The 17584-nt window shown below is 47.5% G+C and carries 13 protein-coding genes and 1 pseudogene; 3 read left to right on the forward strand and 11 right to left on the reverse strand.

Annotation, left to right across the window (positions count from 1 at the left end; genetic code table 11):
* Positions 1-5: 5 nt before the first annotated feature.
* The 9 genes and pseudogenes from L1N82_RS04100 to L1N82_RS04140 all read right to left on the reverse strand — a co-directional run bounded on the left by L1N82_RS04100 (position 6) and on the right by L1N82_RS04140 (position 11957).
* Positions 6-2726, reverse strand: a complete 2721-nt coding sequence (locus tag L1N82_RS04100; RefSeq protein ID WP_235286080.1) for an ATP-binding protein — start codon at positions 2724-2726, stop codon at positions 6-8.
* Positions 2727-2828: 102 nt separating this feature from the next.
* Positions 2829-3152: a hypothetical protein gene (locus L1N82_RS04105; protein ID WP_235286082.1), complete on the reverse strand. Its 324-nt coding sequence runs from the start codon at positions 3150-3152 to the stop codon at positions 2829-2831.
* Positions 3153-3185: 33 nt separating this feature from the next.
* Positions 3186-3629, reverse strand: a complete 444-nt coding sequence (locus tag L1N82_RS04110; RefSeq protein WP_235286083.1) for a hypothetical protein — start codon at positions 3627-3629, stop codon at positions 3186-3188.
* Positions 3630-3977: 348 nt separating this feature from the next.
* Positions 3978-5310 (reverse strand): annotated as a pseudogene (locus L1N82_RS04115) (IS1380 family transposase).
* 332 nt (positions 5311-5642) lie between these two features.
* The gene (locus tag L1N82_RS04120) at positions 5643-6083 is read right to left on the reverse strand and encodes a GNAT family N-acetyltransferase (protein ID WP_235286085.1); all 441 of its coding nucleotides are present in this window, start codon (positions 6081-6083) and stop codon (positions 5643-5645) included.
* A 48-nt stretch (positions 6084-6131) separates the two neighbouring features.
* On the reverse strand, positions 6132-6770 hold the full coding sequence (locus tag L1N82_RS04125; protein ID WP_235286086.1) for an HAD family hydrolase: 639 nt from the start codon (positions 6768-6770) through the stop codon (positions 6132-6134).
* 564 nt (positions 6771-7334) lie between these two features.
* Positions 7335-8027 (reverse strand): ABC transporter ATP-binding protein, encoded by a 693-nt coding sequence (locus L1N82_RS04130; protein WP_235286087.1) that lies wholly within the window; start codon positions 8025-8027, stop codon positions 7335-7337.
* 92 nt (positions 8028-8119) lie between these two features.
* Positions 8120-10786, reverse strand: a complete 2667-nt coding sequence (locus L1N82_RS04135) for an ABC transporter permease (RefSeq protein WP_235286088.1) — start codon at positions 10784-10786, stop codon at positions 8120-8122.
* A gap of 187 nt (positions 10787-10973) precedes the next feature.
* Positions 10974-11957, reverse strand: coding sequence for a LacI family DNA-binding transcriptional regulator (locus L1N82_RS04140; RefSeq protein ID WP_235286089.1), 984 nt, complete (start codon positions 11955-11957; stop codon positions 10974-10976).
* 84 nt (positions 11958-12041) lie between these two features.
* Here L1N82_RS04140 and L1N82_RS04145 point away from each other — a divergent pair, with 84 nt between their 5' ends.
* Positions 12042-12869, forward strand: a complete 828-nt coding sequence (locus tag L1N82_RS04145; protein WP_235286090.1) for an HAD-IIB family hydrolase — start codon at positions 12042-12044, stop codon at positions 12867-12869.
* A gap of 118 nt (positions 12870-12987) precedes the next feature.
* Here L1N82_RS04145 and L1N82_RS04150 read toward each other — a convergent pair whose 3' ends face one another.
* Together L1N82_RS04150 and L1N82_RS04155 are read right to left on the reverse strand one after the other, a co-directional pair.
* Positions 12988-13554: a DUF2812 domain-containing protein gene (locus L1N82_RS04150; protein ID WP_235286091.1), complete on the reverse strand. Its 567-nt coding sequence runs from the start codon at positions 13552-13554 to the stop codon at positions 12988-12990.
* Positions 13541-13858: a PadR family transcriptional regulator gene (locus L1N82_RS04155; RefSeq protein ID WP_235286092.1), complete on the reverse strand. Its 318-nt coding sequence runs from the start codon at positions 13856-13858 to the stop codon at positions 13541-13543. Before L1N82_RS04155 ends, L1N82_RS04150 begins: the two co-directional genes overlap by 14 nt.
* A gap of 386 nt (positions 13859-14244) precedes the next feature.
* Here L1N82_RS04155 and L1N82_RS04160 point away from each other — a divergent pair, with 386 nt between their 5' ends.
* Both L1N82_RS04160 and L1N82_RS04165 read left to right on the forward strand, forming a co-directional pair.
* Positions 14245-14787 (forward strand): hypothetical protein, encoded by a 543-nt coding sequence (locus tag L1N82_RS04160; protein ID WP_235286093.1) that lies wholly within the window; start codon positions 14245-14247, stop codon positions 14785-14787.
* Between the two features lie 19 nt (positions 14788-14806).
* Positions 14807-17575, forward strand: coding sequence for a DUF6603 domain-containing protein (locus L1N82_RS04165; RefSeq protein ID WP_235286094.1), 2769 nt, complete (start codon positions 14807-14809; stop codon positions 17573-17575).
* Positions 17576-17584 lie beyond the last annotated feature (9 nt).

Consider the following 17584-nt stretch of genomic DNA (forward strand, 5'->3'; position numbering starts at 1 on the left):
TTCAATCACTCCCTTGTTATAGATAAATACAGATAAACAGTTGTCCCTACACCTTCCGTGCTGACAATTTCAAGCGCGCCCCCGTGCGCATGCATGATGTTCTCGCAATAAAATAAGCCAAGTCCAAAGTTGCTTCCTCTGCGTTTGGTCGAGAAATAAAGCTGCTTAATATAAGGCAGGTGCTCGCGAGCGATGCCCGGACCGTTGTCGGTAACCGTAATCTTGACCGTGGCGCCCTCCTGCACCAGTTCCACGTCGATTCTACCCCCGCTTTCCTTCATTTCTTCGATCGAATTCTGCAGGATATTGTGCAGCGCCTCCTCGATATGAACGGGGTCGTAAGCGAGCAATAACGTCGTAGGACGATAAGCAGTCTGAATATTAACGTCCGGTGCCTGTTCCCTGCAGGAAGCGACGGCCTGTTCAATCGTCTCTATCAAATCGAGCTTCTGCTTGCGTAATACGATATCCGATGTCATATGATTGACCCGTTTCAGTATCCCCATCGCATGCTCGATTTTCCTGCGCATGACAAGCGCATCCCGTTGAAGGGAATCAAAATCGTGGTCGCTCGCGTAATCGCTTATTTTATCCGCGAATAGACCGAGCACGCCCAAATCGTTTTTTATCGCATGGTGGATATACGAGGTACTCGTCTGAACCGCCTCCTTCAGTAGCGTGAGCTCCCGCGCGGATTGGACAATCGTGAGCTGCGTATCCATTCGGACTAGAAGCTCTTCCCTGCTCAACGGTTTGATCAAATAATCGTTCGCGCCGCTGCGGAAGCCTTCCAGAATTGCGGGCATTTCATTCTTGGTAGTAAGCAAGAGAATGGGCAGCTCGCTCTCGGAGAATGTCTTCCGAATCGCGCGACACACATCGTACCCGGTAATGTCCAACAGCTGGATATCCAGCAGAATGAGGTGGAACTGTTGACTGGCTGCCCGCTCCAGCGCCTCTTTCCCGGTTTCTACTACGGTAAGGTTCCATCTTCTGACTGACAGATACTCCCGTATAACCTGCACATTCACCGGGTCATCTTCGACGATCAGGATTTCGGTCTCCCTTTCAATCGGGGTCGTCCTTCGCTCCTCCAGCGCTGGTGCCGCTTCTTGTCTGTATGCCGGTTCTGCACCCTGCTCGACAAGTGAGCTCGAGCAAGGTTCCGCAGCCGCCGGCAGCGTAAATCTAAAGGTCGTCCCGCTGCCCGGAACGGAGGAGCAGGAGATCGAGCCGCCCTGCAATTCGATCAAATATTTCGTTATGAACAGCCCTAAACCGGTGCCCGCTACCTTCTGTTTGCCTTCATAGCCCGCTTGTTCATAAGCATGAAAGATCCGATCCAAACTTTCCTCCGGAATCCCGATCCCCGAGTCGCGTACGGCAATCTCGATCACATCGCCCTTCTGTCTAGCCTCGATGACAACCTCGCCCTCCGGTGTATATTTAACAGCATTGCCCATCAAATTGTACAGAATCTGCTCCAGCCGCTTATTTTCTGCCATCACCCATAGCGGACTTGAGATATGATCGACAATTTCTACGTTGGCCTTGGCCAAGACTCGGAGCACATCAGCGACTTCACGGACAGTCCGGGAAACATCTACGGGGTGCGGATGCAGCTCGATGCTGCGTTTTCTTAATCGTGTGTAATCCAGCAAATCTTGAATAAGCCCGCTTAGTCGTTTGGCAGAAGATAATATCATTTTGATATTCTGGAAGGTTCGCTCGGAGAGCTGTTCGCCCGCCTTGCCTAGGATGGATTCACACAGACCGATGATGCCGTTTAGCGGTGTGCGTAATTCATGGGACGTACTGGCTAGAAATTCATCTTTAACCTGGTTGATTTGCAGAAGGAATTGATTGTTCTTATGTAAGTCCTCGTTTCGTTTCTTCAACTCATTGTAGTAGAACACGGAGACCATTTCGTTAAAGGCGCGCGTCAGCTGACCGATTTCGTCCTTTCGCCCGGAAACCGCCTCCGTGCGCAGGTCCCCTTCCTTGACCTGATGAATTTTCCTGACCAGTTGTTGCAAGGGGGAGACCAGATATCGTGTCATGAAATAAGTCGCAAGCAAGCCGAGCAAGATGAACGTGATTGAGATGGCGATCGTTCTGTGCTGATTTGCGGTGAACAGACGATGAATTTCGGTTCCGTCCATGTCGACGCCGAGCACCCCGATAAAGGCATTGCGGCTGTCGAACAGCGGCACGAATGTCGAGACGTTGGCCCCCCATTTTTCCGAGTAGGTCAGCCCGCTAACCGTGATTTTTCTATACTTGAAGGCTTCTTCCAGATCCCGGTAATATGTTCGCTCGACATGCGCTGGCAGCGAGACCTCTGATCCTTCATGGTTCAATGGGAAGCCGTCGACGACGTACATGAATTGCCCCTTAGCATTCTCCGCCATTGTAAATAGATAGGTAAGCCCGTAACGCTTCTTGATAATCGAGAGCTGACGCCGTAATTCCTTGTATTCCTGCATCTCCAATACGGCGTTATTGCTTTGGTTGGCGGCTTGTATTGCAGCGGTTAGTTCCGTCACGCGCCTAAGCTTCTCCATATCGATTCGCTTCACAATGGAAAGCGCGATTTGCCTGGTCTGCGCCCCGAGTGTAGCCTCGACGAGCTTATGGGAAGAGGTCGATAGCATGTAAAATAATAATATATTGGACAATATGACGATGACAGACATCATCAGCAGCATTCTTACCTGAAAACTCATCCTACGCAACATCCTTTGCCCAACTTATCAATATATTACAAATCAATTACTCGCGCACTATAACTTCCATTTCCTTCTATAAAACCCCTTTAATGTTCGGTTTCAGCCCTTTCGCATCCCAACAGGAAGTCGGAAGGGCGTTATTTGTTTTTTTTCGAGACACTTCCCATGCTCCGCACCTTGATTTTTCTCAATGAGATCTGTAAAGAAGGAACTGCCTGGCAGTGATGAATACATCTTGTCCGTCGCCAGTAACATACTGTGCGCGCTTGCTTCTGGAACGCCGAATATCTGATGCGCAAGCTTATCCGAGATAATAACGGTCCCTTGTGCCCGCAAGGTTCCGCGAAAACCTGTTAATCCGCTCTCCTCTGCTACATCACGAATCGTGACTGGCACTTCTTGCCCGGTAAACGAGATTACCATCGTATCACCGGCACTGAGACCCAGCCGCCGTGCTTACGGGACCGATACAATCGCTTCTGCTGTTGTTAGGGGATCCGTAGACCATAGCGGCTGCTGCGGTTCTAATCCTAGGGCATGTTGAAAATCAAATCCCAACGCAACGATGCTGCCTTCCCTCGCTTCAGCATCACTCCAGCTGTGCACAGAAACCACCTGAGACATGTAGGGAAGACTGGCAATATTACGGGTTTGAAGTCTCATCTTAACTTTTTTAATCTGAGCCTCGGTGAGCTCTAGTCCGTTACGCGGATAAATCTCTGTACCAATCACACCAAAGTGCTTCTCTTCCCATAGCGATTTACTATAGGTAATGGATGAAATGACAAAATAACAAGAGAAAATCAAAATGACGCCGATTGACCCAATGCATACGGTGAGCAGCGTCTGCCGTAACTGAGCAGAGAAATTCTTGGCTCCCATTTTCCAAAAAATGCCCATCGTTTCACCACTTTCTCACACGACGCCTAATAATCTTCGTCCCTTTAATACAAACACAAATTGCAAATCTAACTACTCAATCAGTCAAGCTAATTCTAGCACAAGTAGTATAATATGGAAATAAAAGAAGGTTCAGCCCGACCTGAATCCGTGATAAACGAGCTCTTCACACTTCCAACAGACACAATTTATGGATAAAGATATTCATGACCTCCTCTTCTTTCAATTGAACATCGTAGAACCTCGTTGGAACGGCAGGAATGTCTTATCCAGGCACGCTTAAGAAGCCCTGCTTTTTACAGGCAAGACGGGAATCTTGAATGATGCTGGCTATGCAAAAGACGTGAATCAAGCAAATGCTTGGTAAATTCGTCGTACGGTGTTAAGCCAGGGGCTATACTGACCGAAGTTAAACGAAGTCTGCCGCGCATGACGGCTTACCCTGGCCGCAATATAGATAATATTCTGAATGACCGTGCGGATGCGGCGGCGTTTCACCTGTCCGCGAATCGGCGCATCGTCTTCACGCAGGCTTTCCTGACCCATGATGCGCAGAAGGTTATACGCGAACAGCCCCGCATGTAAAATCAGATCATTGGTGTCAAATTTACCAGCGGGCAAACGCTCCAGATCTGTTTTGAGTTCGCTATGAAATTTTTCGCTTGTACCGTGATCGCGGTAAAGCTCAATGACACGCCATGGTGAGCAGGTAAGGGATGTCCAGTAGACGTTAACTTCCACTTCCGGGAGCAGGAGCAGCTGTCCGTCACGGTCGATCGTGCGTACAATGACTCGAAACACTTGCCGCAAATTGCAGTCAAAGCCTTTCTGCGGGAAGACGATGGCGCCAACATATTCGGTTTTGCCGGGGCGCTGCTCACAGAGGATTCCCTTGTCTTCAGCGATGCGCAGCCAGCTGTCCTTGGATGCACCTCGCAGATTGACTTTAATGATATAGTCGACATCCGTTTCGGCGTGACTAACCTGCAGATTCTCCAAGCTATCATGGGCGGAATCCATCCGGACGAGAAGGCGTTCACTCGTCATGCGACGGGCGTAATGGATGCTTTCTCGCAGAAAGTCAGCCCCATCCTTCTGGCTGTGTGTACTGCCCTCCCGAAGCTGTACATTTACGCCGTATCCCTCCTGAGCCAGGTAGGCGAAGATCGGCGCATAGCCGAATGTCCCTTTGTAGGTCAGTGAGACACCATCTTTGTTCGTGCCGGAATTGTCAAAAGGGGATACGTCAATATCTAGGGGGATAAGAGTATGCTCGCCAGCGGCGACGCCGGTTACCGGCGCGTTCACGTTACGAATCAGGTGGGCAGATTCCTGCAGCAGAATCTCATTCCAATTGGCGTCCATCGTTTGAGCAGCCGCATCCAGACGCTGACGAAGCGTGGGACTCGATGGCACCTTACGGACACCAAGGCATGTTTGAAAATACAGGGTCTTTGCGGAAGGGCTCAATATGATCAAAATCGCTTTTGCCTTGGCAGAGAAGGCCCAGGTAACTCTTCATAACATCGCCGTTTCCGTGAATCGGATTCTCCATTCCTTTAACAAGGGATCGATTCAGACGCTGGGGAAGTTGAGTATGGGAAAGCAACGCACCGATCGAGGCCAGACCTGCATGCGTCGTTAAGAGAATTTCCTTAGACTGGGTGAACTGGATCTTCATTATTAACACCTCACAGGTGAAAGTAGGTAATCATCGATTACCTTAACTTTTCGCCACCAGAGATGTGATTTCCTTCCAATAGCTTGTTTTTCTAGTAACTCATATCACGGATTCAGGTTATGTGACAGCACGAAGCCTCGTGAGCGACGGCATGAACAGTAGCGTCAGTACAAGTTGCTCAGGGGCAACAGCAGAGCGATCGCGCCGGTCGTTAACGCAAATAGCCGCGATCTACGCGGCCATTACTGAGATAATGTTCTTGTCACCTGACATCTTCCTTCTTGATTTTCCTTTTGTTCGGAGCCCCCTTAAAGGAACAGGTCCAGACCGCCTCATAACTCTAAGTGCAGCAAGGGATGAGCGCGGCCCGACGGGTCAAGCTCCGACCGCCTGACTTGAACAAAACCAAGCTTTTTGTAAAACAAATACGCGCCTTCGTTTTGTTCGTTCACATCGACTTGTAGCTTCTCCCCTTTTAGCTGTTTCACATGATGAAATAACCGGGTTCCAACGCCCTTTCCGTGAAAATCGGGTGCAACGAACAACATTTCAATCTTGGTTCCGTTCAGTCCGATGAACCCGATGGGTATCTCTTTGTACCGTTCTACCCAAATCTCGACTTCTCGCAAGGCTCCGCTTCGAACAATCTCGTCATAGAATTGGATATCTTCCGTCGTAAGAAAAGTGTGAGTATGTATGACTGCCCGCCGCCAAATTTCCACTAAAGCATCATGGTCTTGTTCCCGGTACGGCACGATGTTTGCGTGTAACATGATTCGGTCCTCCTAAAGCGTTTATCCGGCCGTTGGGTTTGTACCTCTTCAGACCATCCGCTCAATATATATCTTAAACTGGTCTACCGTCGTAAACAGCTCGTCGGGATCTAAACTCCGCAGCAGCTCCGCATCGGCGGTTTCTGCCCAGGCGGCGGACGCCACTGAGACACCGGCTGCTCTAGATGCCGTTATATCGCTTGGTGCATCGCCGATATACAAGCATTCCGACGCATCGACCCCAAGCTGGAGCAATACATTTTGAATGCCTTGAACTTTGCGGGGACCCATCGGAGATCCGGTTTCTATGGCCTCAAAATAGGATCGCAGCCTGAACTGCTCCAGCGTTATATCGGTGCTTCGGCTGCCCTTCCCGGTTACCAACGCTAAACGAACATTTCGTTGCTTAGCGTATGCGAGCACCTCCTCGATGCCCTTGAACGGAGCGTTGCACATCGCATGCATTCTTCGATAATGATGCAAGTAACTCTCGATTCCCCTATCGTAATGACTGGGCAGTAACGCTCTTACTGTCCCTTCTTCGGAAGGACCGAATGTATCAATAATTTCTTGGTCGCTCAGCTCTCTGCCAGCTAGCGGTTCGATCGCCATCTTAAAAGCGGCGATGCACAGAGGCAACGTATTTCCGATCGTACCGTCGAGATCAAATATCAGACATCTGATCACATACTTCCCCTCCCATTGAGTCATGCCAACTTACGCTGTTTACTCACCAAAATCTATAACCATTAACATCCGCCAATCCTCCATTAACCCGGTATAGATGCGTAAGTTGCTAAGAAATGATGTTCTAACCGGCGTAATGATTGAACCACTCCATTCTCTGACTGAGTCCTTCCGTGGCCTCATAACGAATTTTAACAAAGGGAGGTACATCGCGACTATTCCTCGTTCGGTTACTTTTGACGGACGAGAGGTATCCGTTCGGGTACTGTCCCTCCCATATGGAATGCCTGAGTATGATTGCACCCTCAAGCGCAGCCATAAGATCGTCTTGCCATTACCAAAAAAAACCTGCGAACATGCAGGTTTTTAACCTCTCTTGGAGGCGTAATTAAAAGAACCTGCAAATGTGCAGGTTCTTCGGAAGATCTCCTCAGTAACAGAGCGCCCCACGCTAAATACCTGCACAAACGCAGGTATTTAGCTGCATGTGGAGATTTAGCGGGAAAATTCCTGCACTATCGCAGGTTCTTATAGTGTTACTGGCTTATCACTCGACTGCTCCCTCTACCCTGTCGTGCTGTGCTCAACAGAATCCATTAGTCTTCCGTCTTTCATACGGATTACACGGTCAGTTGCTGATGCAACGATCGGGTCATGCGTGACGATCACGATGGTCACCTGCTTGTCTGTGTTTATATTGCGCAGCAAGGTTACGATCGCCTCCGATGTCACAGTATCCAACGCTCCAGTAGGCTCATCAGCCCAGATGACGCGAGGATTATGGACAATCGCGCGGGCAATTGCAACCCGCTGGGCTTGTCCTCCGGACAGCTCATGCGGCATAGCCTTCAACTTATCCGTTAGCATGACATCTTCAAGTGCCGCCTTTGCAGCCTTGTGGGCAACTGACGTCTTAGCACCCTGACTAATAAGCGGCAATGCCACATTATCAAGGACATTCAACACGGGAATCAGATTGTACTGCTGATAGACAAAACCCATCGACGTCAATCTGAGCGTGGAGACATCTTTTTCCCTCATTTGGTGTATTGCTTGCTGGTCGAACCAAATCTCACCGCTGTCTGCTGGCTCAATCCCTGACAGCGTATAAAGCAATGTGGACTTGCCGCAACCAGATGGCCCCATAATGCTCACCATTTCGCCCTTATGGATATGTAAATCTACCCCTTGTAAGGCGACTGTGTGGGTAGTCGCTTCCATGCCATAGTTCTTACGAACGCCTTTGGCTGCAATCATTTTCTAGGAACCTCCTTGCCGCATACGCAGCAAACGCTTCATAGTATTGTGCATCTGATACCTGTATGTTCCATCAGTCCCGCTCCACCATGTTACTCTGTCCGACTGGTCTTTATACGTCTTAAACCGGCTGTGCTGAATCGGTTGAACAACCAGATGAAGATCAGCAGCCCGATGATGAGACCGGTCACTTTCAGATAAGGGAACGAGAAATCCACCCCCATCCACGCCAGACGCATCAGCATTTCCGAACCGAGCCTTCCGACTATAACACCGCTAATCAACCCGACGACCCCAATCAGACAACCCTCTACGATAAAAATCTGTCTCAGCGACTTTTGACTTACCCCCATCTGCCATAACATAACCATATGGGGAACCCGCTCCTGTACAGACCGGATTTGAATCACATACATGCCGAGCAAGGCCATTAGCATCATGAATGACATAATATAAGAGAACAGCGTGAATTCAGCTTTAACGATCATCGTAATGATTGCCTGGTCCTCGCCTGGTGTACTCACCGTAACACCAGCTGTTTTGGTGAAATGGTATTTCAGTGTCTTGATGGGATCTGCCGCCGGCACACCTGTATCAGTCAACTGTAACAGCGCATAGCCTTTGGGGTCCCCAGGCCACTTATAAGCGCCGTTAGTACTATATTTATTGTAGAGTTCGTCAGTCACTATAAATACGCTGCCATAGAAACGGTTATCATCACCAATGGCGAACGTTCCCGCTATCGTGACCATTTCCTCTCCAATCAGGTGCTTCTCTTTGCCTCCGCCTTTCAGTAAACGAAGTGGAACCTGGTCGCCTGCTTGATACGTGCCCTTCAATGTATCACTTACGAGAATAACAGATGCTTGATCGCTCAAGGCCTGATATACTTCTGCATCGCTCTGAAATTGCGGCGCACGGGAGGTGAGCGGCAGTTCATAACCTTCCCCTAGCCACTTTCCCCACACCACTTGCGAAAATGCCCATATGTTATCATTTGTAGGAGGGGTTACTTCGTTAAGAGCAAGTGCATTGTCTGAGGATGAAACGAATATTCGGTAGGTATCCATGTAAGCGGCACCTTGAACGATTTCTTGCACTTCACTCATACTTTCCGTGATCTTATTTTTCTCCCGCTCATCGGCATAAGACATATAGGCGCCGGCAGTCATAAAAGAATCTCTCTTGTTAACAGCGGCGTAATCTTCGACATTGGAAGCGAAGCTTATCATCACAATCAGACAGCAGGATAATACCGTAAACAATAACACGATGCCAAAAGAACGACTAAACCGCATGTGCGGATACTGCGTGCCTAACGTAACAGCCAAACGATCCAGCCACCGGTGCGGCAACAAGGAGGATGCCCGTTTCATCCAGGGTACAAAGAGAAACATCAGATAAGCTGTTGCAATAATTCCGACAAGCCAGCTTATAATCGAACCGAATACTTTAGCATCAAGCCTAGTGACATCTGTAACCTTCTCTGTGGCGAAATAATTGAAATAAATGAAGGCCACGATGACAAGGAGAGAACCTAAGATTTTAAGAACACGCTTTCGAGCCGGATTAACACGATTATCCTCTTTGCCCATGAGATGCAGAATGGACGTGCGCTTAATGAAACGCCCGACAAAACAAGCGAGTAGTAAGAAAACGATAAACATAGTGAGCGCAATCCAGATTGTTGCCGTCACATCTACGTGGGGTTGGATTGGATAAGCGTAAGCGGCATACTTCTCCAGTAATTGTTCGATATAAAATAAATTCACGGACAACAGTCCGAAACCGAGCACATTCCCGAGGACGACGCCCGAGATGGTAACGACCGCACACAATAACGCACACTCACTCACGTAGATGACAAAGCACTTGCGGCTGCTGAGTCCAAGCGACCGGAGTACGCCAAGATAAAATTTACGCCTTTCTTTCAGAATATTAAATAACTGCGCTAACAGCAGGATTCCAGCGAACAACGAAACAGCGACAAAGAACAAAAATGGAGGCGTGAAAATACTCTGCACCATCGACATATGGGACAGCGCTTCTTTTTTGATTGGTTTCTCAATGAGATCCGTAAAGAAAGAAGTGCCGGGTAATGAAGAATACATCTTGTCCGTCGCCAGTAACATACTGTGCGCGCTTGCTTCTGGAACGCCGAATATCTGATGCGCAAGCTTATCCGAGATAATAACGGTCCCTTGTGCCCTTATGGTTCCGCGGAAACCTGTTAATCCGCGTTCCTCTGCTACATCACGAATCATGACAGGAACTTCTTGCCCGGCAAACGAGATAACCATCGTATCACCGGCACTGAGACCCAGCCGCTGTGCTAACGGGACTGATACAATCGCTTCTTCTGATGTCAGGGGATCCGCAGACCACAGCGGCTGCTTAGGTTCTATTTCCCGGGCATTCTGAAAATCAAATCCCAACGCAATGATGTTGCCTTCCCTCGCTTCAGCATCACTCCCACTGTGCACAGAAACCACCTGAGACATGTAGGGAAGACTGGCAATATTACGGGTTTGAAGTCTGGTCTTAACCTTCTTAATCTGAGCCTCGGTGAGCTCTAGTCCGTTACGCGGATAAATCTCTGTACCAATCACACCAAAGTGCTTCTCTTCCCATAGCGATTTACTATAGGTAATGGATGAAATGACAAAATAACAAGAGAAAATCAAAATGACGCCGATTGACCCAATGCATACGGTGAGCAGCGTCTGCCGTAACTGAGCAGAGAAATTCTTGGCTCCCATTTTCCAAAAAATGCCCATCGTTTCACCACTTTCTCACACGGACGCCTAATAATCTTCGTCCCCAAATACGAAAACAACTAGTAAATCTAACTACTCAATCAGCCAAGCTAATTCTAGCACAAGTAGTATAATATGGAAATAAAAAGAAGGTTCAGCCCGACTCCTTTGGAGTGTCCCTTCTCTGTTCTCAAGTAGAACTACGTATAATCAGTGAACTCTTGTAGGTTTTGGCTATAGGAGCAGATTGCATCCCCTTCAATCGCCGGGTAAGGCATTCCGTAACATCCCGGACCATTTCGGGAATACAATTGGTTAACGTGGTTAATTCCGGTGTTGTCATCAATCCCACAGGATGGTTATCAAACCCGATGACGGACAGTTCTTGAGGCACAGATATCCCCCACTGCTCTGCTGCTTTCAATAAACCAGTCGCTACAAAGTCACTTCCCGTTATTATTCCATCTGGCCATTGGTCAGAAGTAAATAATTGTTCCCCCAAGGCATAACCATCCTCCATCGTCACCAGGCCCGTATAACATTGTGATTTGGTACACGGAAGACCGAACTGCTCGTGAGCCAGTTGAAATCCGTTCCATCTCTTCTCTTGCAAGGGTGTCAGGTGATCCATACAGAAAACCAGATTACGGCGTCCCTTGGACAGCAAATATGCTGTCGCCTGCAAGACCGCATCTTCTTCATCCAATCGAAAGGCATCGAGAAACTCTCCGTCCATCGCTACGTTGCATATGATCCCAACGTGAGAACCTATATATTCTTTAATCTCTCTCTCTGAGAAATGGGAATGAGCAATGATTACGGCATCCATTTCCCGGCGTAACAATCGGGCATACACCTCACGTTCATACTCACGGGATAATTCGGTTTGATAGATGACAAGCTGGTACCCTATTGAGCCCAAAGCTCGGCTTAATGCACGAACAAGCTGACTGAAATAGGGATGCTCCACATCCGGGACAAGCACGCCGATATGATGGCTGACCTGCAGGCGCAGCTGAACCCCATAAGTGTTGCGGACATATCCCAGCTCCTTAATGGCTTCTAGTACTTTTTGTCTGCTTTCAGCTGATACATGCGGATGGTCGTTTAACACACGGGATACTGTCGACTTAGAGAGACCGCTTATGCGTGAAATATCAATTATGGTGGGCAAGATAACACCTCATCTAATGAAGTATTGACCTGGGAACGTTCCCTGCTGCTAAGATACCGTTAACAAACTCTGGGAGGGTCACACATGAAGGTTGTCTATACCCCTGCTGTAACCGAATATCTGATATTTTTTGATTTTGACGAAACGTATTACCCGCATGAATGTTTGCCTGACCAGCTTAACAAGGCGTACGAACTGGAGCATTACCTCCAGCAGCTTGCCAGAGATCATCATGTTAAGATCGCTTGGGTCACCGGAAGCAGCGTTCAGCAAATACAAGCCAAGATGAAAATAGCCGGCATGACGCAGCTTCCCCATTATATAGCGAGCAATCTCGGTACTGAGATGTGGGAAGCCCGGCCTGACGGTCAACTGGTCACTATTCCTTCATGGGCCAAGATTATAAGGGAATCCGGATTCTCTCGAAGAGATGTAGAAGATTTAATTAGCGAGTTAAAATTAACCTATAACATTATCCTTCACGAACAGACTCAATTTGGTCAATCCGGATATAAAATGAACTACTATTATTATCCGGTATTAGCAGCCCGCACCCAATATGATCTAAGTATCATCAGGCACCTGGCAGCCAATCAAGGCATCGGAATTAATATCAACAGCTGCAACCCCAAGGCGGGTGATCCGGAGAACGCCTATGATGTTGATTTTATCCCCGCAGGAACTGGAAAGAAAGCGGCTGTGCAATTCTTAGTCGATTATAATCAGGTGCCTCAGTCCAAAACATTGGCCTTTGGTGATAGTGGTAATGACATCGAGATGCTTCGGACGGTTGCCCATGGATATCTTCTCCAGAACGCAACGGCAGAGGCAAAGTCCTGCTACCACAACATTGCCACTTATCCTTACGCCGAGGGGATTTTGCATGTATGCAGAAATTTCTTTGGCAAGTAATCCATAATATCTAATAAAATAAATCCCGGCAAGTTAAGGTGAGACTCCAAAAGGCGCCCGATCATATAAGTCGGAACAGCCGTACCAGAATCTCTTCCTGTTGCCGGGATATCCTCTACTATTCCTTCAACATTGAATACTTTCGATAAGCTTTATAGTAACTGCTGCCTAAGAAGCCGACCATAAGGGCGGGAAGCAGCCTCAAGAGGGCAAAAGGCGTTTCAAAGATAAATGCTTTCCAAAATAATGCACCTTCCATACTCCAAAGACCTTCAGTTTGATATATACCTGTATTTTTATAAAGCCCAAAAGAAAAAGTCAGTAAGACTATACCTGAACCAAATGAATAACTCATCAATCTTTTATAATAATTACTCATTGATTGGCGGTCCGAGAAGAGCTCATTTTGATCATCATCTTCTTTTTGCCAATATCGAATTCCAACAAGCCAAGAGCCAGATATATAGGTCCAGCCGAAGTCTTCATAAATTCCTTTGTAATCTTTGAACTTCCTCTTAGGCAAATAATCTTGATAATCCAGACGCATTACATATCTCTTGTCGGTTCTTTCGAAGGTGTATATCCCTAGTCCGCTTATATTTGTACAACGATAGCCCTTTTGTAATTGCTCATTCAGCCACTTCTCCTCTTTTTCTATATCAAAAAAAATCTTAAATTTCTTCATTCCATTCACTTCCTTCGTACAGGGATAAAATATGCGATAGCCTGCTTCGTTCCTTTTCCAATATGTTCCTTCCTTCCGCAGTTATCATATAGACTCTTCTCCGGCCTGACTCTCCGACAGGCTCAATCCAGCCATGCTTCTCCAAGTTTTCAACCGCACCGTATAATGTACCGGCGGCTAATATAACAGTACCGTTACTCATCTTCTCTATCTTTTGCATTACGGCATAGCCATGGAGCGGCTCACGCAAAGCTAAAAGAATATAATGCATAGTTTCTGACAATGGCAGCAGCTTATGCTTCATATACTCACCTCCAGCTATTCAGTTGAACTATACAGTTGAACTAAATAATACAATAATACAGTTCAACTGAATAGTCAACGGGTTTATCGCTAAGTGGCATAGCCGCTTATTAGTCAGGGTGCTAAGACGTCAGTTGCCCACAGCATTCCATTGGGAACGAACAGTACCCGAACGGATACCTCTCTTCCGTCAAAAGTAACCGAACGAGGAATAGTCGCGACCTACCTCCCTTTGTTAATATTCGTTTTGAGGTCAAGGAAGGACTCAATCAGAGAATGGAGCGGTTCAATCAGTACGCCGGTTAAAACATCTCTTGGCGATTCAGCATCGCAGCTTTCTTATACATCAGTTATAACTAAACCATTTGCGTGGAGAGGATGAATGAAATGAGTCAAGCTGTATCCAATTTTGAAGCTGCAGGAGGCAACAATGTTCTGGCTTTTGTTGATTTGACAATTCTGAACTGTAATCTTAAAGGCGTCTATCAGTATCAAGTAATCAAGGGACAAAACGGAGAGGACGAAAAGAAAACGAAAATTCTCGTCATGCCTACCGATCCTGAAGCTCAGAGCATGACGCTGACGGAGCTGGTTACCGAGATTAATAAGATCATCGAGTCGTTTGGCGGTGGTCAAAAGGTTACCGAGGAGAGCATGAAGTCTACACTTGAATCGCTGGGTCTGAAAACGATCGCAGATATTCAAGTTCAAATCCGCCAACTCTTCGTTTACGTTGATTCTTCCAGCATTAAAGCTAATTCCAAGCCTTGTGAGTACGCCTTTAACTTTGTCATTTTAAATCCGGTTCAACCCGATGCAAGTTTGAAGATCTTTAATATCAAATCTCTCGGCATAGCCGTCTATAACACTAACCGGGAGAAAATCATAGAACGAATGCAGCTTGAAGATATTAATCAGCTCTTAACTTAAACCAAGGAGCCGTCAAAACATGAAAGCTAACGATGCTGAATCCGCTAAATCATTGACCGTTGTGCTGCACAGTGAGTTTAACATCGGGGATGCACTTTTTCAGATTGTTTTTCTCAAGGCCAAAGAAGGACTTGTCGTTGCGGGGAAATGGATCAACCAGGGAATTCCTTTCCAATTGAATGAGATCGCCGATAATTTTGATATCGTATTTCCGGAGTTTTTAAACTTTGAACTATTTGTTGAATCTGTTGGACTTGAATATCTCTCTTCGGAAGACAAATTACGCTTCGAAGCGATCATTCGTCACTTTGGCAATTTGTCGCTGGAAACATGGAAAAGTCCGGCCAATCTGACGAGGAGCTATGAATTGGCTTTGGATTATGACCGGAGGCTGGAGCTTTCCAGTCTCCCTATCATCGGGCGATTCTGTAATCCCGGAGACGGATTCATCTTTGAAGGTTTGCATTTGCGCTATACAGCGGATGTTGAATTTATATTTTCTATTCTTGCAAGTCTGGTCATCAAGCAGCGTGCTGTAAACCTGGATATAGATTATACCCAATCTCTAAAGAATAATCTTGCATTGCCTCAAGCATCAGGAAAATCATCTCAGCCTCAGAAGAAAACCATCCATTGGCTTGACATTCATAAAAGCTTCGGCGTCCTGTATTTCTCCAAAATCGGAGTTAGCCTGGCGGAATCGGAGCTTACCTTATATCTCGACGCAAGCTTTACCGTTTCGTTAATCAGACTAGACTTTTTTGAGCTTAACGTTTCGACTTCTCTGAAGGATCTGAATGACTTCGACTTTGGCCTGGGCGGTTTGATGGTCACAATGGAAAGACAGGGATTCAGCCTGACGGGGGGATTATATAAGTCACCCGAAGAAGCGGTGCTGTACAACGGGGTTCTAGGCTTGAACATCGGTCAATACAGCCTGCAAGCCATCGGTTCCTACGGCGAGATGCCCGGAAGCGGTGAGATGACATTTTTTGCTTACTTGATGACGGGTATACCCCTTGGCGGACCGCCTTTCTTCTTTGTCAACGGTTTGGCGTTTGGCCTTGGAGTGAATCGTTCTTTAAGATTGCCCGACTTGAGCCAAGTCCGGTCCTTCCCTTTGGTGGGAGCGGCCATGGGAGACAATACGGCACTTAAGCCCGATACCCCGCCGCTGCTGGCTTTGAGCGCAATGAGCAAGACAATAGTACCCGCTTCTGGCCAGTATTTTATATCGGCAGGCGTCCGTTTTACGACGTATGGCGTTTTGGAGAGTTTTGCTCTTCTTACTATTGAAACGGGGAATCGCTTGGTCATTTCCCTGCTCGGTTTATCCAATGCATCCATGCCGCCTAAAGTAACAGGAGTAAGCCCTATTATGCGGGCTGAACTAGCACTGCAAGCGGTCTTCGATCCGGGAAATGGCGAGCTGCTGGTTAAGGCGGCTTTGACAGGCCGTTCATTCCTGTTTGATCCTGCATGCAAACTAACGGGCGGATTTGCGATCGGCTTCTGGTTTAAAGGAACATATAGTGGCGATTTCATCATCACCTTGGGCGGGTGTCATCATCCAGCATTTCATAATGTTCATTACCCATTCATACCGCCACTCGGGGTTTCTTGGATCATAAACCGCAATATTTCTATTAAGGGTAAATCCTACTTAGCCGTGACTCCCTCTTGTTTAATGGCCGGAGTCAGCTTGCAGCTGCTGTTTGAGTCGGGAAATCTGAAAGCCTGGTTTTATGCAGCGGCAGATTTTATTCTCAAATGGAAGCCGTTTTTTTATCAAGCCAGAGTACAGATATCCGTAGGCGTTTCTTACCGCATTAAGATATTCGGCATAGGCAAAACGTTTAAGGTGGAAATGGGAGCGGGTTTATCGCTTTGGGGACCCAGATTTTCTGGAAAGGTCAATATTAACTGGACCATTATCTCCTTTACCATCGGTTTTGGTGATAACCATCCGTATGAGACAAGAACAATCGGATGGGATGAATTTGCAGATAGTTTTATTCCCGGATCTTTCGGAAACGGTAAAGCCACGCTTGAGCCCGGGACTTCTGCGGCAGCCCGCGAAGCTCAACTCGGAAGTGTCACCATTAGCAGCGGTCTTCTTAATCAATATCAAAATGCGGATGGTAAAGTCGTTTATGTCGTAGACGGCTTCAGGGCCGGCTTTACGATCGAGCAGAAGACGCCTTGCTCCGATCTGTTCTTTAATGGAAAGAGGCTGCTGCAGAAGAAATCAGAATTCGGTATTGTGCCGATGGGACTGAGCAATGTTCAAATGGAACAGCATGTTAGGATCACAAGAGTGGGAGATGAACAATCCCTGCCATTACTTCAAGCCGTCCCAGAACTGAGGAATATGCCCTCCGCCTTGTGGGGCAATAGGTCGCCAGCCCCGGATACTCCTTTGATTAGGGATTTGCCCATAGGCATGTCCATTAACGTAGAAAATCCTGTTTCATTAATTCATATCCTTCCCAGGGAAGGAACCTACGCCGAATCTGTTCTTAGCTCTTCCGAGCTGGTAGTCCGAACAGCGGTTTATCTCCCTCCCGTGTATGAACCGGCACAGGTATATCCCGCCGAGCCGGAAACCGTCATGAACATTCTAAAGGACACGATCAAGAATAACCCCCATCGTGACCAGCTTTTGACGGATACAGCGGAGGCTTTTGGAACCTGGAATCAGATACAAGCGCGAACGCTGGCCGTTGATCCGCATGCCGTACTATTCGCGGTGCCCGTTCTTCGTACGATAGGCAGCCCAGGAAGCTAGGTCATACCA

This window comes from Paenibacillus tarimensis (assembly GCF_021532315.1).
GTDB classification, from domain to species: Bacteria; Bacillota; Bacilli; order Paenibacillales; family Paenibacillaceae; genus Paenibacillus_I; species Paenibacillus_I tarimensis.

Excerpts from the sequence above, each read along its gene's own strand:
- L1N82_RS04120 (WP_235286085.1), bottom strand. The coding sequence starts at position 6,083 with ATGTTACACGCAAACATCGTGCCGTACCGGGAACAAGACCATGATGCT.
- L1N82_RS04105 (WP_235286082.1), bottom strand. The coding sequence starts at position 3,152 with ATGGTAATCTCGTTTACCGGGCAAGAAGTGCCAGTCACGATTCGTGAT.
- L1N82_RS04165 (WP_235286094.1), top strand. The coding sequence starts at position 14,807 with ATGAAAGCTAACGATGCTGAATCCGCTAAATCATTGACCGTTGTGCTG.
- L1N82_RS04135 (WP_235286088.1), bottom strand. The coding sequence starts at position 10,786 with ATGGGAGCCAAGAATTTCTCTGCTCAGTTACGGCAGACGCTGCTCACC.
- L1N82_RS04145 (WP_235286090.1), top strand. The coding sequence starts at position 12,042 with ATGAAGGTTGTCTATACCCCTGCTGTAACCGAATATCTGATATTTTTT.
- L1N82_RS04155 (WP_235286092.1), bottom strand. The coding sequence starts at position 13,858 with ATGAAGCATAAGCTGCTGCCATTGTCAGAAACTATGCATTATATTCTT.
- L1N82_RS04110 (WP_235286083.1), bottom strand. The coding sequence starts at position 3,629 with ATGGGCATTTTTTGGAAAATGGGAGCCAAGAATTTCTCTGCTCAGTTA.
- L1N82_RS04100 (WP_235286080.1), bottom strand. The coding sequence starts at position 2,726 with ATGAGTTTTCAGGTAAGAATGCTGCTGATGATGTCTGTCATCGTCATA.
- L1N82_RS04160 (WP_235286093.1), top strand. The coding sequence starts at position 14,245 with ATGAGTCAAGCTGTATCCAATTTTGAAGCTGCAGGAGGCAACAATGTT.
- L1N82_RS04130 (WP_235286087.1), bottom strand. The coding sequence starts at position 8,027 with ATGATTGCAGCCAAAGGCGTTCGTAAGAACTATGGCATGGAAGCGACT.
- L1N82_RS04150 (WP_235286091.1), bottom strand. The coding sequence starts at position 13,554 with ATGAAGAAATTTAAGATTTTTTTTGATATAGAAAAAGAGGAGAAGTGG.